Here is a 19000-nt window from a genome sequence, read left to right as displayed (position 1 = left end):
GCAACGGGCACGCCTGCAAGCCGCCAACGATTTCAGCAAATGCTTCATGCGCCGGGCGCGGCAGCCGGACCAGTCACGTCAGATACTTTCCCGCTTCCTTGCGGGCGAACTGCTTCAGCCGCGATCCATGCGCCGCCAGAAAGGCGCGGGCGCGGTCGGGATCGTGCTTGGACAGCTCGCGCAGCCACCAGGCGATGGCCTTCTGGATGAACCATTCGCGGTCGTCGGCCATGCTCGCCGCCCATCCGAGGACACGGTCGCGGATCTGCAGATCCTCGGGCTTGGGGTGGTTCTGCTTGGTCCAGGGCAAGGTGATGACCAGCGCCGCGCGGCGGGTCCAGAAGCTGTCGGCCTTCGTCCAGCCTTCGACTGCGTCGATGCGGGCGGGATCGGCGACCAGCCGCCGCGCGCCGGCATCGCAGGCATGATCGGCGATGGCCCAGGCGTCGAAATCCGGCACCCAGGAGGCAATCAGGCGCCAGACGGGCTCGTCTTCCCTGATCCGCGCCTGCGTCAGAAGCTTCGCCGCCGCAACACGCGCCTCGTGGATATCGGTCTTCCAGAGCTGGTCGGCGAGCGCCACCCGCCCCGCCACGTCCATATCCGCCCGCCAACTCCGCGCGAGATCGGTCAGCACCGGCACGCGGATGCCGAGATATTCGCGCTTCGCCTTGTGGTAGGCTGCCGCTCCTGCCGCGCGGTCCGGATCGGCGAGCGCGCGCAGTTCCGCCAATGCGGCCTCCGGCGTCATTCCACCGTGACCGATTTTGCGAGGTTCCGCGGCTGGTCCACATCGGTGCCCTTCGCGACGGCGGCGTGATAGGCCAGAAGCTGCGCCGGAAGTGCGTAGAGGATCGGCGCCAGAAGCGCAGGGACATCGGGCAGCGTCAAAGTTTTCCAGGTACCCAGGCCGGCTTCTTCGGCCCCCTTCGGATCGGTGATCAGAATCACCTTGCCATGCCGCGCCATCACTTCCTGCATGTTCGACACTGTCTTGTCGAACAACGCATCGCGCGGCGCGAGCACGACCACGGGCACGTTCTTGTCGATGAGCGCAATGGGCCCGTGCTTAAGTTCGCCAGAGGCATAGCCCTCGGCATGGATGTAGCTGATCTCCTTCAACTTCAGCGCCCCTTCGAGCGCGAGCGGGAACATGGATCCGCGCCCGAGAAACAACACGTCCTGCGCCTCGGCCACGGCAGCTGCCATCACGGCGATCGACGGCTCCCGCCCGAGCGCTTGGTTCATCAGGCCCGGAAGCGCGGCGAGCGATTTCAGATGCGCGGCGAGGCTGTCGTCGTCGATCCGCCTCCGGGCGTGCCCCGCCTTGAGCGCGAGCAAGAGAAGCACAGCGAGCTGACAGGTGAAAGCCTTTGTCGAGGCCACGCCGACCTCCACCCCGGCGAGGATCGGAAGCGCGATATCGCTTTCCCGTGCGATGGAGGAACTCGGCACGTTCACGATGGAGACAATCTTCGATACCTTCCCCCTCGCGTAGCGGAGTGCAGCAAGCGTGTCGGCGGTCTCGCCCGACTGGCTGACGAACATCGCGTAGGAATTTTCGGGCATCGGCGGTTCGCGGTAGCGGAACTCGCTTGCGATATCCACTTCGCAGGGCAGTCCGGCGAGGCTCTCGAACCAATATTTCGCGGTCATGCAGGCATAGGAGGCTGTCCCGCAGGCAACGAGCGTGAGCCGGTCGAGAGCGCCAAACTCCAGATCTTCGGGCAAGTTGATCCGACCGCCGCCGCAATAGTACTTGATCGCATCGGCCAAAACGATCGGCTGCTCGGCGATCTCCTTGGCCATGAAGTGCTTGTAGCCGGCCTTCTCGATCCGCGTCGCGTCAAGCTGGATCTTCGACAGCTCGCGGTTGGCCCGGCGGTCACGCTCATCGTAGATTTCTGCGCCGGTGCGGGTGACGAAGGCGTAGTCGCCCTCGTCCAGATAGGTGATCCTGTCGGTCATGGGCGCGAGCGCAATGGCGTCGGAGCCCACGAACATCTCGCCGTCACCATGCCCGATCGCCAGCGGCGAGCCCTTGCGCGCGGCAATCATCAGGTCCTCCTCGCCATCGAAGAGGAACAAAAGCGCAAATGCGCCTTCCAACCGCTTGAGCGTCGCGCGAGCAGCGTCGCGGGGCGACAGACTCTCATCCATGAAGTGCCGGACGAGAAGCGCCACCGTCTCGGTATCCGTCTCGGTTTCGGCCGCAAGACCCTTTTCGGCGAGTTCCGCGCGCAGCTCGCGGAAGTTCTCGATGATGCCATTATGGACAACCGCGACAGGGCCCGAGCGGTGCGGATGGGCGTTCACGATCGTGGCGGCCCCGTGGGTCGCCCAGCGCGTGTGACCGATCCCGGCCTTGCCCGCAAGCGGTTCGTGCACCAGAAGGTCGGACAGATTGTGCAGCTTTCCCACCGCGCGACGGCGGTCCAGCTTTCCCGCGTTCACCGTCGCGATACCGGCAGAATCGTAGCCTCGGTATTCGAGCCGTTTCAGCGCTTCGACCAGAATGGGCGCTACCTCGTGATGGCCGAGAACTCCAACGATGCCGCACATTACTTTGCCTCTTTCTGCCGCCGCGACTTTTCGGCCCTTAACCTCTCGAACAGGCGCTTCGCCAACCCCGGCTTGTTCACTTGCTTCACACGTCCGAGTGCCAGTGCCTCGTCCGGCACGTCCTCGGTGATGACCGAACCGGAGGCCGTCAGCGCCCCTGCGCCGACCCTTACGGGCGCCACAAGCATGGTGTCAGAGCCGATGAAGGCGCGCGCGCCGATCTCGGTCCGGTGCTTCATCACTCCGTCGTAATTGCAGGTCACGGTGCCGGCGCCGATATTCGTGTGCTCGCCCACATGAGCGTCGCCCAGATAGGTCAGATGGCCGACCTTCACACCCTCGCCGAGGACCGCGTTCTTGATCTCAACGAAATTGCCGACATGCACGTCCTCGGCCAGTTCCGCGCCAGGCCGGAGGCGGGCGAAAGGGCCGACGGTCGCGCCGCGCGAAATGTGGCAACCCTCGAGGTGGCAGAAAGCGTGGATCTCGGCACCGGATTCTACCGTGACTCGCGGGCCAAAGACGACGCTCGGGCCAACGATGCTGTCGCGGCCTATGAATGTATCGAAAGCGAAGAAGACGGTTTCGGGCGCGATCAGCGTTACGCCATTCTCCAACGCCTCCGCGCGGGCGCGCGACTGAAAAAAGGCTTCGGCTTGGGCGAGTTGTGCGCGCGTGTCCACGCCGAGCGTCTCAGACTCGTCACAGGTCACAACCGCGGCTGAGCGACCACCGGCACGGGCGCTCGCGACGATGTCGGTCAAATAGTATTCGCCCGCCGCGTTGTCGTTTGAGAGATCGGATACCAGTTCCGCCAGAAGCGCCGAGTCGACGGCCATCAGCCCACCATTGCAAAGCGTCACTGAGCGCTCTTGCTCAGTAGCGTCCTTGAATTCTACAATGCGCTGCAGTTCGCTGCCGTTGGTGATCAGCCTGCCGTAGCGCCGGGGGTTCTGCGCCTGAAATCCCAGAACCGTGATATCAGCCGTCGAATCTGCCAGCGCCCGAAGTGTCTCGGCCCGGATGAGGGGCGTGTCGCCAAAAAGTACGAGTACTTTGCCGGCGAACCCTTCAAGCGCAGGCAATGCTTGGGCCACCGCATGACCGGTGCCGAGCTGTTCGGCCTGCTCGACCACGACAGCCGCTTCGTCGACTTCGCGCGCTGCCCGTTCGACCGCCTCGCGTTCGTGCCCGGTCACGACGATCATTCGCTCGGGCCCGAGCGTCGCGCCCGAGCGCATTGCGTGGGCTAGGACCGGGGCACCGGCCACCTTGTGCAACACCTTTGGCAGATCCGAATTCATCCGCGTCCCCTGTCCCGCGGCGAGAACGATTAGTGCTGTGGCCATGAATGGTGCTTTCCTTCGTCTCCGGCTCGTTTTAACCAAGGCCCTGATCGCCGCAAGAGGGCAAGCATCAAAACACCCTTCAAGAGGTTACAGGGCCGGAAAGACGCATGCGCACAGTGATTTTCGATCTGGACGGAACGCTCGCCGATACATCGGCCGATCTTATCGGCGCGGCGAATGAGTGCTTCCGCGATCTTGGCGCAGGCGACTTGCTCGACCCTCTCGCGGATGCGTTGACGGCTTTCCATGGCGGCCGCGCGATGTTGCGGCTCGGCTTTTCCCGGCTGGGAACGGGCAGTGAGGCCGAGGTCGACGCACAGTACCCCCGCCTTCTCGCCGCCTACGAGGCAGGAATAGACCGCCAGACAAGGCTCTATCCCGGTGTGGTGGAGGCGATGGAGGTGCTGCTGGCAGAGGGCTACGCAACAGGAATATGCACGAACAAGCCCGAGCGCCTGGCCGAACTCTTGCTGGCGCGTCTCGGCGTGCGGGGGCTGTTCGGCGCGGTGATCGGGGCAGATACTCTTCCGGTTCGCAAGCCTGATCCGGCGCCCTACCGGCTGTCAGTGGAACGCTCGGGCGGCCGCACGGACCGCTCGATGCTGGTGGGCGACACGGAAACCGACAGGCGCACCGCGGCGGCGGCGGGCGTGCCGGTCGCGCTCGTCACCTTCGGACCAGAGGGCCGGGGCGTATCCCGCCTGTCGCCCGACGCCTTGCTCGATGGGTTTGACGCCCTGCCAACTGTCGCCGCCCGGTTCCTGCCGGCCTGACCACGCCTCAGCGGAAAAACCGGTCGCAGCGCGGCAGATCCCGTTCGAATAGCCGAGCGACGTCCCGTTCCGACGCGCCCTCGAACAGACGCTCCGCCATCCGGTCCATCGCCTGGTTCTTTTGCGCGGGTGTCCCTGGCAATTCCTCCAGCAGCGTGATGATCGCGCCGGTCGTCATCATGTATTCCCCCGCGCCCAGCTCGCCCTCGCGGAGCCCTATCTCACCGACAATGGAGAGCATGACCGCGCATTTCAGTTTTTCGGCATCCGCACCCTGGTAGACGACCTTCTGGGCGCTGGCCGGCGTCGCAACGGCCACGAACAGGGCGGCGGCGATGGCTGTTGAAACCCTGTGCCTCATCTACGTCTCCTGGCTAGTCCGGAACTCGGCGCATTTCCTGCGTGCTTTGTCAACCAGCGGATGATTGACGCCGCGGCGCGCCAAGGCCAGTGTCGCCAGCATGGAGACATTCACCGGAAGCTTCACTCAGCAGGAACCGATCCCCGAAGCGTCGGTCGAAGCGGCTCTGCGCATTCTGCGCCATGGCCGCCTGCACCGCTATAACACGGTTCCGGGCGAAATTGCCGAGACCGCGCTTCTGGAAGAGGAGTTCGCGGCTTTCACCGGTGCGAAGTACTGCCTCGCCGTCGCCTCGGGCGGCTACGCGCTCGGCTGCGCGCTCCGGGCCCTCGGGATAGAGCCCGGCGACCGGGTTCTGACCAACGCCTTCACACTCGCCCCCGTGCCTGGTGCCATCGCGGCTCTCGGCGGCGTGCCGGTCTTCGTTGAAACGACCGAAGCGCTGACGATCGACTTTGACGATCTAGTGCGGAAGGCGCCCGATGCGAAGGCGCTGCTTCTCAGCCACATGCGCGGCCATATCTGCGACATGGACCGGCTGATGCAGGTCTGCGCCGCCGCCGGCCTTCCGGTGATCGAGGATTGCGCCCACACGATGGGCGCCGCCTGGCGCGGCACGCCGTCCGGGCGGCATGGGGTGATCGGCTGCTACTCGACCCAGACCTACAAGCACATGAATTCCGGCGAGGGCGGGCTTCTGGTCTCCGACGACGAGGGCCTGATGGCGCGCGCGATCGTGCTGTCGGGCAGCTACATGCTCTACGACCGCCACCGCGCCGCGCCGCCGCCCGAGGCATTCGAGGACGTGAAATACGCCACACCCAACGTCTCGGGACGGATGGACAACCTGCGCGCCGCGATCCTCAGGCCGCAGCTCGCCGACCTTCCGCGCCAATGCGCGCGCTGGAACGAGCTTTACCGGGTAGTCGAGACCGGGCTCGACGGCACGCCCGGACTGAATCTCATCCCGCGCCCGAAAGCGGAAAGCTACGTCGCCTCTTCCTTCCAGTTTCTGCTGCCCGACTGGCCGGAGGCGAAGATCCGCGCGCTGCTGACCCGCGCCGCCCGGCGTGGCGTGGAACTTAAATGGTTCGGCGCGCCCGAACCCCGAGGCTTTACCTCGCGCCACGACAGCTGGCGCTACGCGCCGCGCCAGGACCTGCCCGAAACCGACCGAATCCTCACCGGGCTGATCGACATGCGGCTGCCCCTCACCTTCACGCCGGACGATGCCGCACTCATCGCGCGCATCATCCGGGCAGAGGTCTCTGCCGTCTTCCAAGGCGAAGGCAAAGGGACCGAGGCCCTCCCCGCGGCGGACTGAGCGGCGAGGGCTTCCCCCTGGCAGCCATCGAACCTGTTCCGTTTCCCGGCCGGATCGACTATATGCTGTCGTTCGACTTTCAGGACCGGACCCAATGGCAGACGCGCCCCCCAACGCACCTATCACGCAGGACGTGATGACGATCCCCCGCAAGCTGACGGACGGCGGACGGGTGAATCTCGTCGGCATGACACGCGAAGCGCTGCGCAACGCGCTGATCGCCGCCGGCACGCCGGAGAAACAGGCGAAGATGCGCGTCGGCCAGATCTGGCAGTGGATCTACCACTGGGGCGTGCGCGACTTCGCCGCGATGACGAACCTCGCCAAGGACTACCGCGAGATGCTGGCCGAGCGGTTCGAGATCGCGTTGCCGGAAGTCGTGACACGGCAGGTGTCGGCGGACGGGACGCGGAAATACCTTCTGAAGATCGCGGGCGGGCACGAAGTCGAGACCGTCTATATCCCCGAGGAGAACCGGGGCACGCTCTGCATCTCGTCCCAGGTCGGCTGCACGCTGACCTGTTCCTTCTGCCATACCGGCACGCAGAAGCTGGTGCGCAACCTGACGGCGGCAGAGATTGTCGGGCAGGTGATGGTCGCGCGCGACGACCTCGGCGAATGGCCCGAACAGGGCGCGCCTAAGAATGAGACGCGGCTGGTCTCCAACGTCGTCCTGATGGGGATGGGAGAGCCCCTGTACAACTTCGAGAACGTCCGCGACGCCATGAAGATCGTGATGGACGGCGAGGGGCTGACGCTGTCGCGCCGCCGGATCACGCTCTCGACCTCGGGCGTCGTGCCCGAAATCGCGAAAACGGCCGAAGAAATCGGCTGCCTTCTCGCGGTTAGCTTTCACGCGACGACGGATGAGGTCCGCGACAGGCTCGTCCCGATCAACAAGCGCTGGAACATCGAGACGCTTTTGAATGCGCTTCGCGACTACCCACGCCTCTCGAACTCGGAACGAATCACTTTCGAATACGTGATGCTGAAAGGCGTGAACGACAGCGACGAGGATGCGAAACGACTGGTGAAGCTCATCGCCGGCATCCCGGCAAAGATCAACCTCATCCCGTTCAACGAATGGCCTGGCAGCCCCTACGAGCGTTCGGACTGGGAGCGGATCGAGGCCTTCGCCGACATCATCTACAAGGCGGGCTACGCCTCGCCCATCCGAACCCCGCGCGGCGAGGACATCATGGCCGCTTGCGGTCAGCTCAAATCGGCGACCGAACGGGCCCGGAAAAGCCGGGCCGAAATCGCGGCCGAAGCCGGAATTTCCCGCGTTTGACGCTGAAATAGGGTCTGCACAAAGGTTCAGCCGACCGCGATACGCGGCCGGCCCTGCGCCGTCACCCGCAGCCGCGCCTCGATGAACATCGGCTGACCTTCGATCTCGATCTCGGTCAGCTCCCGCTCGGTCGAAATCCGCATCTTCTCGACCCCGGCGAGGCGGGCTCGCGTGCTCGCCTCTTCCGTCAGCGTCACCTCAAGCGCGGCAATTGCGGTATCGCGGTCGATGAAACGCTTCGGACCTTCAGGCAGATGCGCAGAGAACAGGCCAGGGCCAGGACTCGTCACGATGCCCTCCGCATGCATTGCGATCTGCCCGACCACCGCGCCGATGGCGTTGGCGACGCCCGCATGTTCGGGCAGCACCATTCGCGTGCCCAAACGTTCGCCGACAGCGCCGTAATAGGAGGGCGCCGAGGCGCCGAGGCCGATGACCGGCACGCCAAGCCGCGCCTCGATGCGGATGACGCCGGAATGGCGGTCGAGACCCGCGCGCGTCAGCGAGTGCCGCGCAAGCGTCTCGGGCGCTTCGCCCCAGTCTCGGCTGTCCTCGGAGAAGGCGGCTTCGAGCAGGCAATCGACGGTCTGCGCGGTCAGCTGGTCGATGATCGACTCGGCCAGCGCCTCGGGCCCCGCCGCGATCCGGTCGCCGCGCCCGTTCCGGCGGCGGGCGAAGAGCGTCACCGCCTTGCGTGCCGCCGTCGCGTCCCAGCTGTCGAGACGATTGAGCACATGCGAAGCATCCGATGGCGTGACGCCCGAAAGCATCACATGCCCGCGCGCCACGAGCCGGGTGAGCGCGGGCAGTTCGAGCCGGGTGCGAACGCAGTCCGCAAGCCGCGCCGGGCCGGCAATGAGGCGTTCGACGACCGCCCCTTCGCGGCCCGTCAGCCCCTCGGGCGGCAGGCCGCGCCACATCGGGAGCGCGAACCGCCCGTCATGCTCGCCGACCGCGTCCTGGGAGAGCCACGCGTCGAGCGCGCCGTGCACGAGGTCGGGATAGTCGCGCGCGGCGAGCGCGACGGGCACGAGCCGGCGCGGGCCGAGACGGAAACCGGTCGTCAGGCCCTCCAAAAGATGCACCTCGCTGTCGCCGCCGAGCCCGGTCGTGCGCATCGCGACCGCCTCGACCATCGTGCGGAACGCGCCCACCCGCGCGCCCAGCGGGTCGATCGCGGGCTTGCCGTCCTTCAGAAGGCAGATATCGGTCGTGGTGCCGCCGATATCGGAGACGAGCGCGTCGGTCTCGCCCGTCAGCCAACTCGCCCCGGCGATGGAAGCGGCGGGGCCGGAGAGGATCGTCTCGATCGGGCGGTCGCGCGCCAGTTCGGCCGAGACGAGCGCCCCGTCGCCCCGCACGACCATCAGGGGCGCGTCGATGCCCAAGGCCTCCATATGCGCCTCGCAGGCGGCGATGAGCCGGTCGATCATGCCGATGAGGCGCGCGTTCAGCACCGCGGTCAGCGCGCGGCGGGGGCCGTTCAGCCCGGCGGAAAGCTCGTTCGAGCACGTGACGGGCTTGCCCGTTCTCGCGCGGATCAGGTCGCGTGCGGCATGTTCGTGCGCGGCGTTCCGGGTGGCGAAGCTGGAGGCCACGGCAAAGCCGGTGATGTCGGGGCCGAGCGCGGTGATTTCAGTCTCTAACCTGGCCAGATCGAGCGGCGTGACCTCCGCCCCGCCGTGATTGTGCCCCCCGGCGAGACGGATCACCGGGTCGCCCTTCAGCGCCTCGGTCAGCCCGGCGCGGCCCAGTTCCGCCTCCTCGAAGCCGATGAAGATCAGCGCGACGCGGCCGCCCTGGCCCTCGACGAGCGCATTCGTCGCGAGCGTCGTAGAGAGCGAGACCATCGCGACCTCGCCCGCCGCGACCCCGGCCTTCGCGATCGCCGCGTCGATGGCGCGGCCGACGCCCGGCGCCAGGTCGGGCCGGGTGGTCAGCGACTTCGCCGAGGCGACGACGCGGTCCTCGCCCTCGTCGAGGATCACGGCGTCGGTATATGTGCCGCCCGTGTCGACACCGAGAAGATAGGCCATGTTTCCTGTCCCTGTTCGCGCGTCTCAGCGGGCGTCGTGCAAGATGCGTTCCGCGCCCAGCCAGCCGACGAGAATGCTGGGCGCATTGGTATTGCCGCCGATCAGCGTTGGAAAGACCGAAGCGTCGCAGACTCTGAGGCCTTCGACGCCGCGTACCTTCAGATTCGGGTCCACGGCCGATGCTGCGGGGTCGCTGCCCATCCTGACCGTGCAGGACGGGTGAAAGACCGTGCCCGACCGGGCGCGGATATCGGCGATCAGATCCTCGTCGCCCTGGACCTCTGGCCCGGGGCGCAGTTCCTCGGCGATGAGCGCGCGCATCGGCTCCTGCGCCGCAATCCGACGGAGATGTTTCACCGCCGTCAGCATCTCTTCGACGTCATGGTTGGTGGAAAACGCGTTGACCACGATCCTCGGCGCCGCGAAGGGATCGGCCGAATTCAGCGTAATCTCGCCCCGGCTGGTCGGGCGGCAGTTCGAAAGTCCGATGGAGAGGCCCGGGAACGGGTCAGGCGTCAACAGCGGCCGCTCGCCCTCGCGCGGGATGAGCGTCGAGAACGCCTGGAAATAAAGCTGCATGTTCGGGCGGGCGAGGTCCGGCGAGGTGCGGAAGAACCCGCCCGCATGGTTGATCGACTTCGCGAGCGGCCCCTTGCCGCCCATGAAGTAGCGCATGCCCGCGAAAAGCTTGCCCCACCACGGCCGCAGGACGTCGTTGTAGGTCGGCACATTCATGCGCCAGGTGTAGTTGATCCCCTGGTGGTCGGTCAGGTTCTGTCCGACGTAGGGGCTATCCGCGACGACGTCGATGCCGTTGTCCTTGAGATGCGCGGCAGCGCCAATGCCCGACAGCATCAGAAGCTGCGGCGAGTTGATCGCGCCGCCGGAGAGAATGATCTCGGACTCGGCTCTAACCTGCCGCAAAACGCCGTTCTGGCGGTATTCCACGCCGACCGCCCGGCGCCCCTCGAAAAGAATCCGCGTGACATGGGCGTGGGTCTCGACCCGGACATTGGCCCGCTTCATCGCCGGGCGCAGGAAGGCCCTAGCGGCGGAGTTGCGTCGCGCGCCTCGGATCGTCATCTGGTAGATGCCGACGCCGTCCTGCTCCGCGCCGTTGAAATCCGCATTGCGCTTCAGGCCCGTGGCCTCGGCGGAGCCGATGAAGCTTTCGCAAAGCGGGTGCAGGTCCCGGAGGTTGGCCGAGACGAAGAGAGGGCCGCCCGTGCCGCGCACTTCGTCGCCCCCTGCCTCGTTGTCCTCGATCGCTCGGTAGGCCGCCCGCGCCGCGTCCCAGCCCCAGCCGGACCCGGCCTCGGCCGCCCAGTCGTCGTAATCGCTCCGGTGGCCGCGGATCCAGACCATCGCGTTGATGGAACTCGATCCGCCGAGGATCTTGCCACGGGGCCAGAAATCGCGGTTCCCGGCCAGGCCGGGATCGGGCTCCGTCCGATAGTTCCAGTTCACCGCGGGATCGAAGAAGAGCTTGCCGTAGCCCAAAGGCAGATGGACGTAGAAGCGCCGGTCGGAGCCGCCGGCTTCGAGCACCAGAATCCGGTGGCGGCCGCTCGCCGACAGCCGCTCGGCCAGAACGCAGCCCGCCGAGCCTGCGCCCACGATGATGTAGTCGTAACCTGCCCCGTCCACGGCCTTCCCCTGCCTGCGCCCCGCCGTGATGCCAAGCGCGCACCGCCGCGTCAGCCCGTAACGCGACGGAACGGTGTCGTTTCGGGACTATTCGAGCCGGGCGGGGAAGCCCGGGGCGCGGAGGTCGGTGTCGAGCAGGTCCTCCAGAAGCTTCGCAATCATCGGCGACTGCGCCTCGCCGCCATAGGCCGCCTTCGCGGCGACATAGGTCTGGTTCGTCATCGAGGCGAGGTCCAAGGGCACGCCGAATTCCCTGCCGAAGCCCAGCGCGAAGCCGAGATCCTTCAGCGCGAGGTCGATGTTGAAGGCGACGTCGTAGGAGCCGTTCAGGATAAGCGCGCCTTCGGTTTCATGCACGAAGGAGTTGCCCGAAGAGGCCGCGATCGCGTGCCAGGCTTGCGCGAGGTCGAGCCCGCCGCGCTTGGCGAGCATCAGCGCCTCGCCGCAGGCCTTGAGATGGATGAAGGCGAGCATGTTGGTGATGACCTTGATGATCGCCGACGCGCCCAAGGGCCCCATGTGGAAGATCCGGTCGCCCATCGCCTCGAAAGCCTTCCAGTGTAGCTCGACGAGGTCCTTGTCGCCGCCGGGCAGCATCGTGATCCTGCCCTGCGCCGCCAGATGAACGCCGCCTGTGACCGGCAATTCCAGCATCCGGACGCCCTGCTCCCGGGCGACCGCCGCCAGCGCCAGGACGTCATCCCGGCCGAGCGTCGACATCTCGATCCATGTCGCGCCGGGCTTCATCGCCGGCAGGATCTGGCGCAGCACTCTTTCGGAGACGGCGGGCGACGGCAGGCAGGTGATCACGTGATCCACCTGCTCCGCCAGACCCTCGACGCTCTCCGCCCAGGTCGCGCCCGCGGCGACGAACCGGTCGGCGAGGCCCTTGTTGAGGTCGTGGACCGTGACGCCGAACCCCGCTTTCAGAAGGCAGGCCGCGCAGTTCGCGCCGAGATTGCCTAGCCCGATATATCCGTAATGCACGCTGCCCCTCCCGAAAACAGTCTCTCTTTCAGCGGAAATAGATGTTGTAGTCCTTCCGGATCGCCGCATCGAGCTGCGGGTCGACCTGCAGTCCCGCCTTCGCGAGGATCTCGTTCTTGCGCTTGATCGCCTTGTCGATCAGGATTGGCCGCTCTGCCTCCACCCATTCCTTCGGACTCATCCGGTTGCCGAGTGTCGGGTAAACATATTCGGTCTGCATCAGCGACAAGGTCTGATCCGACCCGAGGTAATGGCCGGGCCCGCCGAGGCAGACCTGCTTCATCGCCTCGATCGAGGTCGAATCCTCGGTCACGTCGATGCCCCGCACGCAACGCAGGACCTGCCCGAGGATGTCGTCGCCAAGGACCAGTGACTCCAGGCAGAAGCCCAGAAGCGAGGCATGCATTCCGACCGATTCGTAGACCATGTTGAGGCCCGAAAGCCCGGCCAGCACGTTCGTGATGCCCTGTTCCCAGCCCGCCTGCATGTCCGGCAGCTTGCTGTCGCTGATCCCCGCAGCCGCGCCGCCCGGCAGGTTGTAGAATCGGTGCATCTGCGCGCAGCCCGCCGTCAGCAGCGCCTGCTCGGCCGATCCGCCCGACATCGCCCCGGTCCTGAGATCCGAGACGAAGGGCCAGGTGCCGAAAACCGCCGGATGGCCGGGCTTCATCGCGTTCACGTAGACCACGCCGGCCAGGCACTCCGCCACCGCCTGCACGATGGCGAGCGCGATCGGCGCCGGAGCCGTCGCGCCCGCCTGTCCGGCCGAGAGCAGCAGCACGGGCATGCCCGCCCGGATGCAGTGCTCCATCGTGACGCAGCTTTCCTCGGCGAACTTCATCGGCGGCACGACGAAGCAGTTGGAATTCGAGATGAACGGCCGTGCCCGCCATGCTTCTTCCCCGCCCGCGAGGCGATGAATCAGGTCCATGCAGGGCTGGACGTGCGACGGGTCGGAGAACGACGTGCCGATATGCTTGGTCGTCGCGGAGACGCAGGCATAAATCGTGTTGAGGTCCATCTCGAGATTGTCGAGCACGTCGCGTGCGACCATCGCCCGCTGGAAGAAGTGCACGTTGTCGAGATGATGGGTGATCCGCGCCGCGTCATGGAGATCCTGCGCGGTGGAATCGCGATAGGTGTTGGTTTCCAGATCGACGACATGGACCGCGGCGCCCGCCGTGCCGAAATGCACATTCGTGCCGGTCAGATGCAGATCGTGCTTCGAATCGCGACCATGAAGCGTGAGGTCTCGCGCCGCCACCGCCAGCATGTCCTCGACCAAAGCACGTGGAAATCGCAGCCGCCCGTCATCGCCCAGCACCGCGCCCGCCCCGGTCATGATCTCGACACCCGACTCCGGCGCCTGGCTCAGCCCGATCACCTCCAGCGCCTCAAGCGCGGCGGCGTGGATCTTGGCCATTCCGGCCTCAGTCAGCGCTTTGTACTGGCCGCCCGGAAGACCGGCGCGGACCGGCCGAATATGCTCGGCCAGCGGTGCCGCCCGCATCGCCCTCCGCGCCTCTCGCCCTCCTGCCCGTGCCGCCCGTTTCGGCTCGCAACTCGTCGCTTCATCCGACATCGCCGTTTCTCCCTGAAAGCTTCCAGCCTTCTGACATTGGCAATTACTCTCCGGGGGCAGATAGCCCCCGGGTCCGTCACATCCGAACGCGTTCCGATTTCGGGTCATACATGGGCTGAAGCGAGGCTTCCGCCGCCACCCGCCGCCCCGCGACCTCGACCTCGTAGACCGAGCCAAGCACCTCCGCCGCGCTTTCGCCTCTGCATGGCACGTATCCCATACCGATCGCCGCGCCGAGGTGATGGCCATATGCGCCCGAAGACAGATAGCTCACGATCTTGCCGTCGCGGATCAGCGGCTCGTTGTGATAGACCATGACTTCGGGATCGGAGAGCCGGAATTGCAGCATCCGCTTCTCCAGCCCCGCCTCTTTCTTTCGCATTACCGCGTCGCGACCAATGAAATCGGCCTTCTGCAGCTTTACCGCGAAGCCGAGCCCTGCCTCCAGCACGTGATCTTCGCAGGTGATGTCATGGCCGAAATGGCGGAACGCCTTCTCGATCCGGCAGCTGTCCATCATGTGCATGCCGCAAAGGGTCAGACCCAACTCCTGCCCCGCCTCCCAGAGCGTCTCGAAGACGTGGCCGGCCATGTCGGATGACACGTAGACCTCCCACCCCAGCTCACCCACATAGGAGACGCGATGCACCCGGGCCAGCCCCATGCCGATCTCGATCTCCTGTGCGGTGCCGAAAGGGTTCACGTCGTTCGAGAATTCGTTGGGGCTGACCTTCTGCATCAGTGTCCGCGCGTTCGGCCCCATCACGGCCAGGACGCCCTCGCCCGCCGTCACGTCGGTGACGACCACGTTGAACTCGCCGGCATGCCGCTGCATCCAGACCTGATCCCTGGGCCGCGTCACGGCCGGGGTCACCACGAGATAGGCGGTCTCCGACAGCCGCGTCACGGTGACGTCGGCTTCGATCCCGCCGGTCGAGTTCAGGAACTGGGTATAAACGATCTTGCCTGCGGGCACCGACATGTCGGCGCCGCATACGTGGTTCAGGAAGGTCTCGGCATCCCGCCCCTCGACCCTGATCTTGCCGAAAGAAGACATGTCGTACATACCGACATTTTCGCGGACCGCCTTGTGCTCCGCCGCCTGGTTGGCGAACCAGTTCTGCGGCCCCCAGCTGTACTGGTATTCCCGCTCCTGGCCATCGCTCGCGAACCAGTTCGCCCGCTCCCAGCCGCCGATCTCGCCGAAGACCGCGCCCTGCGCTTCCAGCTGCGCATGGAACGGTGTCCGCCGCACGCCGCGCGCCGTGGCTTTCTGGCGGTATGGGAAATGGTCGGCATAGAGGAGCCCTAGCGTCTCCTTCGAGCGCTCGAAGAGGTAATGCCGGTTGCCCTGGAACGGCTGGTTCCGCCCGACATCCACATCGCCCAGATCGAACGGCTTCTCGCCCGTCTCCATCCACTCCGCCAGCGCCATGCCGGCGCCGCCTGCCGACTGGATGCCGATCGAGTTGAACCCCGCCGCGACCCAGAAATTGTCGACCTCGAGCGACTGACCGAGATTGTAGGCATCGTCCGGCGTGAAGCTCTCCGGCCCATTGAAGAAGGTGTGGATCCCCGCCTCGGCCAGCATCGGCAGCCGGTTCACCGCGCGTTCAAGGATCGGCTCGAAATGGTCGAAATCTTCCGGAAGCTGGTCGAACGAGAAATCCTCCGGGATGCCATTCATCCCCCAGGGCTTCGCGTTCGGCTCGAACGCGCCCAAGAGGTACTTGCCCGCATCCTCCTTGTAATAGGCGCATTCGTCGGGCACCCGCAGCACCGGCATCTGGGTCAGCCCCTTGATCGGCTCGGTCACGATGTAGAAATGCTCGCAGGCATGAAGCGGCACGTTGACGCCCGCCATGCGGCCGACCTCGCGGCCCCACATCCCGGCACAGTTGACGACATGCTCGGCCTGGATCTCGCCCCGCTCGCCGCCCTGCTCCCAGGACACGGACGTTGCCCGCCGCCCCTCGACGGCGACGCCTGTAACCTTCACGCCCTCCGCAATGACCGCGCCGCGCGCCCGCGCGCCCTTGGCCAAGGCCAGCGCGATGTTCGCCGGGTCGCCCTGCCCGTCGGTGGGCAGCCAGACCCCGGCCTTCACGCCCTCGATATTCAGATGCGGATACCGCTCCTTGACCTCGGCGGGCGAGATCTCCTCGACCGGCACGCCAAAGGCGCGCGCCATCGACGCGCCGCGATAGAGCTCCTCCTTCCGCGCCTCGGTCAGCGCGACCGAGATCGAGCCGACCTGGCGCATGCCGGTCGCGAGCCCCGTCTCCTCCTCAAGCCCGCGATAGAGGTCCGCGGAATATTTCGCGAGCCGCGTCATGTTAGCCGAGGCGCGCAACTGACCGATCAGCCCCGCCGCATGCCAGGTCGTGCCGCAGGTCAGCTGCTTGCGCTCCAAGAGCACGACGTCGGTCCAGCCGGTCTTGGTAAGATGATAGGCGACCGAGCAGCCCATCACGCCGCCGCCGATGATCACGCATCTCGCTTTTTTAGGCAGGTTCGTCACTTTTCTGACCCTTCATCTTGCCGCAAATTTACTGGGAGTCTGGGGGCAGCGCCCCCGGCCTTCCCATCTCAAGCGCGCAATCTCTCATTCTTGGGATCCCAGAGCGGCTGGTCCTCCTGCACCACCGCGCGGTGACGCTCGCCGTAGATTTCGACTTCGATCTGCTGCCCCGGCACCGCCAGATCGCTCCTCAGCATCCCGAGCGCGATCGACTTGCCGACGCGGTAGCCCCAGCCGCTCGATGTGGTTTCGCCAACGACCTCGCCATTCTGCCAGAGCGTCGACATGTAGGGCGCATCCGCCTCGCCCGCCTCGACGGTCAGCGTGACGAAGCGCTTCTTCACGCCCCGCTGCTTCTCGGCCAGAAGCGCCGCCTTGCCGGGGAAGTCCTTGGGCTTGTCGAACTTGATGAACCGGTCGAGCCCGCCTTCCAGGAGGCTGTAATCGGTCGACAGATCGCCCTTCCACGCGCGATACCCCTTCTCGAGTCTGAGCGAGTTCAGCGCCCACATCCCGAAGGGCTTCGCGCCCGCCCCGGTGACCGCGTCCCAGATCGCGGGCGCGCTTTCCGGCGCGCAATGGATTTCCCAGCCGAGTTCGCCCGCGAAGGACACCCGGACCAGTGCGCAGTCCTCGCCCGCGACCCGGCCCTCGAAGCTGACCGAGAGCCACGGTAGCGAGAGGTCGTGATCGGTGAGCGGGGCGAGGATCTCGCGCGATTTCGGACCCGTCACCAGAAGGCACTCCACCTTGTCGGAATGATCGGTGATCGTGATCCCCTCGGGCGCCTGCCGCGACAGGATCTCGGCGTCATGCCATTGCGCGACGGCGGCGGTGATCAGCCCGACCTCCTCGTCCGAATGCACCATCACCGACATCTCGGTCAGGATCCGGCCGCGCGCGTCGGGGAAATAGACGAGTCCGATCCGCCCCGGCCGGGGCAAGGCCGAGGCCGCCAGACCGTCCACGAAGTCCTTCGCGCCGGGCCCTTCGACCTTGATCCGCGTGAAGCCGGTGATCGGCAGGATGCCGCAGCCGTCGCGCACCGCGAGCGCCTCTTCGCGGATACGGGCCTCCCATGGCCCCGCGCGGTTCCACGTCTGAGTCGCTTCCTCGGACGTATCGTCGCCTGGCTTTGCGAACCAGTTCGCCCGTTCCCAGCCGTTATAGGCGCCGAAGACCGCGCCCGTCTCCTTCAGCCGGCCGTGCAGCGGCGACAGTTTCTTGTCCCGCCCTGCAGGCCAGGTGTGCCAGGGGAAATGCATCGCGTATTCGTGGCCGTAGGTCTCCATTCCCTTGGCGATGCAGTAGTCGCGGTCGGTGTAGTCGGTGTAGCGGCGCGGATCGACCGCCCACATGTCCCATTCGGTCGCGCCTTCGGTGATCCATTCCGCCATCACCTTGCCCGCGCCGCCGGACTGGGCGATGCCGAAGGTGAAGACGCAGGCCTCGAACGCGTTCGGCACGCCCGGCATCGGGCCGATCAGCGGCAGCCCGTCCGGCGCGTAGGGGATCGGACCGTTGATGACGCGGCTGATGCCCGACGCGCCCAGAAGCGGCACGCGCGCCATCGCGTCCTCGATGTACCATTCCAGCCGGTCGAGATCGTCCGGGTAGAGCTGGAAGCTGAAATCCTCCGGCATCGGGTCGTCGGGCGTCACCCAGTGGGCCTTGCAGTTCCGCTCGTAGGGGCCGAGGTTGAAGCCGGTCTTCTCCTGCCGGAGATAGTAGGATGAGTCCACGTCGCGCAGGAGCGGCAGCTTGCGGCCATGCTCCTTCGACCAGGCTTCGAGCTCGGCCACCGGCTCGGACAGCATGTACTGGTGGCTCATCACCATCATCGGCACGGTCCGCCCGCCAAAAGGCTTGAACCACTCGCCGACCTTCTGGACGTAGTAGCCGGCGGCATTGACTACGTATTCCGCCCGGATAGAGCCTTTTTCCGTGTGAATAATCCATTCGCCGTTTTCGCGGGAAACTCCGGTCGCGGGGGTGAAGCGGAGGATCGTCGCGCCCAGGTCGCGCGCGCCCTTGGCGAGCGCCTGGGTGAGCTGAGCGGGGTCGATGTCGCCGTCGGTCGGGTCGTAGAGCGCACCCTTGAGGTCGTGAAGTTCGATGAACGGATACTTGTCCTTGATCTCGTTCACGCCAAGCATCTCGATGTCGATGCCTTGATAGCGGCCCATGCCTCTGGCGCGCTCGAATTCCTGCATCCGCTCCTTGGAATGCGCGAGCCGGATCGAGCCGGTGACATGGTAGTTCATCGGATAGTCGACCGCCTCGCCGAGCCCCCGATACAGTTCGGTCGAATAGCGCTGCATGTTCATTATCGACCACGAGGTCGAGAAGGTCGGAACGTTGCCCGCTGCGTGCCAGGTAGATCCTGCGGTTAGTTCGTTCTTTTCGAGTAAAACGCATTCCGTCCATCCCGCTTTGGCAAGGTGATAGAGTACCGAGACGCCCACCGCGCCGCCCCCGATGATCACCACCCGCGCTGTCGTCGGAAAATCGGCCATGACATCCTCCCTCGAACTTGCGCGCGGAGTATTCCCCGGCATTGGCCGACT

At 66.0% G+C, this 19000-nt stretch carries 13 protein-coding genes; 3 read left to right on the top strand and 10 right to left on the bottom strand.

Going from position 1 to position 19000, the window contains the following annotated elements; all coding sequences use genetic code 11:
* Positions 1 to 73: 73 nt before the first annotated feature.
* The 3 genes from DEA8626_RS13645 to glmU are packed head-to-tail and all read right to left on the bottom strand — an operon-like array spanning position 74 to position 3911.
* Positions 74 to 751 carry a DNA alkylation repair protein gene (locus DEA8626_RS13645; RefSeq protein WP_108853787.1) on the bottom strand — a complete coding sequence of 226 codons (678 nt, stop codon included), beginning with the start codon at positions 749 to 751 and terminating at the stop codon, positions 74 to 76.
* Entirely contained in the window at positions 748 to 2562 is a 1815-nt protein-coding gene (gene glmS, locus DEA8626_RS13640; RefSeq protein WP_108853786.1) for a glutamine--fructose-6-phosphate transaminase (isomerizing), read from the bottom strand. The genes DEA8626_RS13645 and glmS overlap by 4 nt, the downstream gene beginning before the upstream one ends.
* Positions 2562 to 3911: a bifunctional UDP-N-acetylglucosamine diphosphorylase/glucosamine-1-phosphate N-acetyltransferase GlmU gene (gene glmU, locus DEA8626_RS13635; RefSeq protein ID WP_108853785.1), complete on the bottom strand. Its 1350-nt coding sequence runs from the start codon at positions 3909 to 3911 to the stop codon at positions 2562 to 2564. Before glmU ends, glmS begins: the two co-directional genes overlap by 1 nt.
* A 107-nt stretch (positions 3912 to 4018) precedes the next feature.
* On the opposite strand from glmU, the gene DEA8626_RS13630 reads away from it, so the two are divergent.
* Positions 4019 to 4684 (top strand): HAD-IA family hydrolase, encoded by a 666-nt coding sequence (locus tag DEA8626_RS13630; protein ID WP_108853784.1) that lies wholly within the window; start codon positions 4019 to 4021, stop codon positions 4682 to 4684.
* A gap of 7 nt (positions 4685 to 4691) precedes the next feature.
* Here DEA8626_RS13630 and DEA8626_RS13625 read toward each other — a convergent pair whose 3' ends face one another.
* Positions 4692 to 5045, bottom strand: a complete 354-nt coding sequence (locus DEA8626_RS13625; RefSeq protein WP_108853783.1) for a hypothetical protein — start codon at positions 5043 to 5045, stop codon at positions 4692 to 4694.
* A gap of 100 nt (positions 5046 to 5145) precedes the next feature.
* Between DEA8626_RS13625 and DEA8626_RS13620 the strand changes: the two genes are divergently transcribed.
* Both DEA8626_RS13620 and rlmN read left to right on the top strand, forming a co-directional pair.
* Complete coding sequence (locus DEA8626_RS13620; protein ID WP_108854056.1) at positions 5146 to 6369, top strand: DegT/DnrJ/EryC1/StrS family aminotransferase; 1224 nt, start codon at positions 5146 to 5148, stop codon at positions 6367 to 6369.
* A 94-nt stretch (positions 6370 to 6463) separates the two neighbouring features.
* Positions 6464 to 7660 (top strand): dual-specificity RNA methyltransferase RlmN, encoded by a 1197-nt coding sequence (rlmN, locus tag DEA8626_RS13615; RefSeq protein WP_108853782.1) that lies wholly within the window; start codon positions 6464 to 6466, stop codon positions 7658 to 7660.
* A gap of 26 nt (positions 7661 to 7686) precedes the next feature.
* Here the strand turns inward: rlmN and DEA8626_RS13610 are convergent, their stop codons facing one another.
* The 6 genes from DEA8626_RS13610 to DEA8626_RS13585 all read right to left on the bottom strand — a co-directional run bounded on the left by DEA8626_RS13610 (position 7687) and on the right by DEA8626_RS13585 (position 18949).
* Positions 7687 to 9696, bottom strand: a complete 2010-nt coding sequence (locus tag DEA8626_RS13610; RefSeq protein WP_108853781.1) for a hydantoinase/oxoprolinase N-terminal domain-containing protein — start codon at positions 9694 to 9696, stop codon at positions 7687 to 7689.
* A 24-nt stretch (positions 9697 to 9720) separates the two neighbouring features.
* Positions 9721 to 11343, bottom strand: a complete 1623-nt coding sequence (locus DEA8626_RS13605) for a GMC family oxidoreductase (RefSeq protein WP_108853780.1) — start codon at positions 11341 to 11343, stop codon at positions 9721 to 9723.
* A gap of 87 nt (positions 11344 to 11430) precedes the next feature.
* Positions 11431 to 12330, bottom strand: coding sequence for an NAD(P)-dependent oxidoreductase (locus tag DEA8626_RS13600; protein WP_108853779.1), 900 nt, complete (start codon positions 12328 to 12330; stop codon positions 11431 to 11433).
* 28 nt (positions 12331 to 12358) lie between these two features.
* Complete coding sequence (locus DEA8626_RS13595; protein WP_108853778.1) at positions 12359 to 13912, bottom strand: trimethylamine methyltransferase family protein; 1554 nt, start codon at positions 13910 to 13912, stop codon at positions 12359 to 12361.
* A 76-nt stretch (positions 13913 to 13988) separates the two neighbouring features.
* Positions 13989 to 16433, bottom strand: a complete 2445-nt coding sequence (locus tag DEA8626_RS13590) for a GcvT family protein (protein ID WP_108853777.1) — start codon at positions 16431 to 16433, stop codon at positions 13989 to 13991.
* Positions 16434 to 16501: 68 nt separating this feature from the next.
* Entirely contained in the window at positions 16502 to 18949 is a 2448-nt protein-coding gene (locus DEA8626_RS13585; protein WP_108853776.1) for a GcvT family protein, read from the bottom strand.
* Positions 18950 to 19000: the final 51 nt, after the last annotated feature.

It is taken from the genome of Defluviimonas aquaemixtae (assembly GCF_900302475.1).
Classification (GTDB): Bacteria; Pseudomonadota; Alphaproteobacteria; order Rhodobacterales; family Rhodobacteraceae; genus Albidovulum; species Albidovulum aquaemixtae.
This window is presented reverse-complemented; position numbering and strand designations above follow the sequence as displayed.

Coding starts and splice junctions, on each gene's coding strand:
- DEA8626_RS13645 (WP_108853787.1), bottom strand. CDS start 751: ATGACGCCGGAGGCCGCATTGGCGGAACTGCGCGCGCTCGCCGATCCG.
- glmS (WP_108853786.1), bottom strand. CDS start 2,562: ATGTGCGGCATCGTTGGAGTTCTCGGCCATCACGAGGTAGCGCCCATT.
- glmU (WP_108853785.1), bottom strand. CDS start 3,911: ATGGCCACAGCACTAATCGTTCTCGCCGCGGGACAGGGGACGCGGATG.
- DEA8626_RS13630 (WP_108853784.1), top strand. CDS start 4,019: ATGCGCACAGTGATTTTCGATCTGGACGGAACGCTCGCCGATACATCG.
- DEA8626_RS13625 (WP_108853783.1), bottom strand. CDS start 5,045: ATGAGGCACAGGGTTTCAACAGCCATCGCCGCCGCCCTGTTCGTGGCC.
- DEA8626_RS13620 (WP_108854056.1), top strand. CDS start 5,146: ATGGAGACATTCACCGGAAGCTTCACTCAGCAGGAACCGATCCCCGAA.
- rlmN (WP_108853782.1), top strand. CDS start 6,464: ATGGCAGACGCGCCCCCCAACGCACCTATCACGCAGGACGTGATGACG.
- DEA8626_RS13610 (WP_108853781.1), bottom strand. CDS start 9,696: ATGGCCTATCTTCTCGGTGTCGACACGGGCGGCACATATACCGACGCC.
- DEA8626_RS13595 (WP_108853778.1), bottom strand. CDS start 13,912: ATGTCGGATGAAGCGACGAGTTGCGAGCCGAAACGGGCGGCACGGGCA.
- DEA8626_RS13585 (WP_108853776.1), bottom strand. CDS start 18,949: ATGGCCGATTTTCCGACGACAGCGCGGGTGGTGATCATCGGGGGCGGC.